Origin of the sequence: Nocardioides sp. (assembly GCF_004803405.1) — a bacterium.
In the GTDB taxonomy this organism is placed as follows: Bacteria; Actinomycetota; Actinomycetes; order Propionibacteriales; family Nocardioidaceae; genus Nocardioides; species Nocardioides vastitatis.
The window spans coordinates 1-3,015 of sequence record NZ_SSXI01000201.1 but is presented as its reverse complement, the minus strand read 5'-3'; the positions used below and the strand labels follow the sequence as shown (position 1 = coordinate 3,015).

The following is a 3,015-nucleotide window of genomic DNA, read 5'->3' as shown; positions in this document are numbered from 1 at the left end:
CAGCACGAGGGGCGCAGGTCCGGCGGGACCCGTGGCCGCCATCGCCCCGCGAAGCGTGGGCCCACCCTGGGCCTCGACCGCACCGACGCGCTGCGCACCGGTGCTGGCGCCGACCGTCACCACCCATGGAGACGGGTGCGCGGCGTAGTCGTCGTCGCCCTGGTTGCCCGTTGCCGCCGTCACCACGATCCCGGCCTCGGCCGCACCGAGCAGGGCCAGCTCGACGGTATCGATCCTCGCGGGTCCGCCGACCGAGAGGTTGAGAACGTCGACACGATCGGCGGTGGCGCGGTCGATCGCCGCGACGAGGTCGGCGGTCGCGCAGCCGTCGTCGTCGGGGTCGGGCGCCGACCAGCAGGCCTTGTAGGCCGCGACCCGGGCGCGCGGGGCCACCCCGGAGAACCGACCGAGCCGATGGTCGCCCACCTCGACCGCCACGTCGTCGGTGCCCGCGGCGACGGAGGCGACCGCCGTCCCGTGGCCGTCGGTGTCAGCGGGGGACAGGACCGCGTTGACCCGGAGTCGGTCCTCGCCGAACCCGGCGACGTAGTGCTGCGCGGCGACCACCTTGGTGTCACAGTCGCCCGTGTCCCAGTCGGGATCGTCGGGCGCGTGCCCGCAGGCACCGCCGAAGCGCGAGGGCACCGGGCCGAGGGGCGTGACCGCCGAGAACGCGCGGCTGTCCGGGTCGATGCCGGTGTCGACGAAGCCGATCACCACTCCACCGCCACGCTCACGGGTGCCGGGCACCGACGCGGTCGCCGTACGCGACGCGGCGCCGTCCACGGCCGCGAGCGGGCGAATCTGGTTCTTCTCGACCAGGGCGACTCGCGGGTCGCCGGCCAGGCGGGCGGCCTGGGCTGCGGCGAGCTCGACGGCGAAGCCGTTGAGCGCGGTGGTCCAGCGGTAGATCGGGTCCTCGGCGTCGACGATCTCCAGCAGCTGGTCCTGGGTCTGCAGCATGTGCGTGGCCGAGGCGGTCTCGTCCACCGCTCCGCCCCCCGCCGTGCCGGCGCCCTCGAGGGTGACGAGATAGAGCGATGACGGGGACTCCCGCTCGCCATGTGCCATGGGCGCCAGGCCGGCCGTGCTCGCCGTCGCGGTCGCCAGACAGACGACGACCGCGATGGCGGCGCCGTGGCGGTGCGCAGAGGTCTGGCGGAGCATGGGGGACGATCCTTCGGCAGTCACTGGTGCTGAATCGCCCATTGTGACGCATGGGGCGACTCCGGGTGACAGTTCTCCACATCGCCCGGCACCCGCGACAAGTCGCTCGAAGCGGCCACCGGCGATGGCCTACGATGTGCCGTCGCGCCCTCCGGGCGTGTGGACGCGGACCAGCGAGGAAGGTCGAGACCGTGCCGACTGGCAAGGTGAAGTGGTACGACGCGGAGAAGGGCTTCGGCTTCCTCTCCCAACCGGACGGGCCGGACGTGTACGTGCGTGCCGACGCGCTTCCGGACGGCGTGACCACGCTCAAGGCGGGCACCCGCGTGGAGTTCGGGATCGCCCAGGGTCGCCGCGGCGACCAGGCCCTCCAGGTCCGGGTCCTCGACGCCCCGGCCTCGGTCACCCGCGCGCAGCAGGCGGCCCGGCGCAAGAAGCCCGACGAGATGGCTCCGATCGTCGAGGACCTGATCCGGGTCCTGGACGGGGTCGGCGAGGCGTACCGCCACGGCCGTCATCCCGACAAGCGCACCGCTGAGCCGGTCGCCAAGCTGCTTCGCGCCCTGGCCGACGAGCTCGAGCTCTAGGTGCCGGCCACCGCGACCGACGCCTCGGCTTTCGCTGTCCGGCCAGGCGGCCGGCCGCCGAGGACGAACACCGCCCACGCCGCGAGCACCACGGCCGCGACCCCCAGGCCCAGCTGCGGGATCCACGGCATCGCGATGCCCACGAACCCGCCGACCACCCACGCCAGCTGCAGGGTGGTGTCCCCGCGTGCGAAGGCGCTCGCGTGGGCGCGGGACGGCACGCCCTCCTGGATCGTGGAGTCGAGGGAGACCTTGGCGAGGTACTGCATCAGGCCCGCGGTGAGGCCGAGCGCGACGAGCGCGATCACGCTGTAGAGCAGGGCGGCGATCGCGACGATCGCGATGTCCGCCAGCAGGGCGACGATCACCGTCACGGCCGGGTTGATCCTCCTCGCCAGCGACGCGAGCACGATGCCGAGGGTGTTGCCCAGCCCGGCGCCGCCGATCACCAGACCGATCAGGAGCGCCGGGTTCCAGCCCGCGATCGGCTCAGCCCGCAGCAGGAACGCGATGTACATCGTCAAGAAGCCGGACAGCCACCGCGGACCGCAGTTGGCCCGCAGCGCGAAGGCGACCTGGGGCGGGATCCCGGTGCCGCGCCGTCTGCCGCCGACCGGGTCGTCCCCGAGACTCTGCTCGCCCTCGGTGGAGTCGACCTTGGCGGGCAGCAGGATCGCGGCGATCGTGCCCAGGACGAAGATGAGGAACGCGACGCGCAGCGCCCACTCGGCGCCGAAGTAGACCGCTGCACCGGCCAGCGGAGCCCCGATCGATGCGCCGACGACGCCGGCGAGCGAGACCCGCCCGTTGGCCTTGACCAGGGTGATCTCCGGCGGAACCAGTCGCGGCACCGCCGCGGCCCGCGTGACGCCGTAGGCCTTGGAGGAGACCAGGACGCCGAGGGCTGCGGGGTAGAACCACACCGACTGCGACGCGACGGTGTCGGCCAGCGCCCAGCACAGGAACGCACGGATCGCGAAGGTCGCGCCGATCGCCCAGCGGCGACCGTGGCTGAACCGGTCGAGGAAGGGACCGATCAGCGGCGCCACGATCGCGAACGGAAGCATCGTCAGGCCCAGGAAGAGGGCCACCTGTCCGCGGGCGTCGCTGGTGGCACCCGCGAAGAAGATGGTGCCGGCGAGCGCGATCGCCACCGCGGTGTCACCGGCGGCGTTGCAGGCGTGGAGCTCGATCAGCCGGTTCAGGCCCGATCGGTCGGCGCCCTGGGCGCCCGCGGCCCGGCGGGCGTGGCGCACGGTGG

Annotated in this window: 3 protein-coding genes; 1 reads left to right on the top strand and 2 read right to left on the bottom strand. The window is 73.3% G+C overall.

What is annotated here, in order from left to right; genetic code table 11:
* The coding region (locus tag E7Z54_RS14090) for a S8 family serine peptidase (protein WP_168798333.1) at positions 1-1,167 on the bottom strand (1,167 nt) is incomplete at its 3' end.
* 191 nt (positions 1,168-1,358) lie between these two features.
* Between E7Z54_RS14090 and E7Z54_RS14085 the strand changes: the two genes are divergently transcribed.
* On the top strand, positions 1,359-1,754 hold the full coding sequence (locus E7Z54_RS14085) for a cold-shock protein (protein WP_136434719.1): 396 nt from the start codon (positions 1,359-1,361) through the stop codon (positions 1,752-1,754).
* Here E7Z54_RS14085 and E7Z54_RS14080 read toward each other — a convergent pair.
* A partial coding sequence (locus E7Z54_RS14080) for an MFS transporter (protein ID WP_136434717.1) occupies positions 1,751-3,015 on the bottom strand: 1,265 nt, incomplete at its 5' end. The genes E7Z54_RS14085 and E7Z54_RS14080 overlap by 4 nt on opposite strands.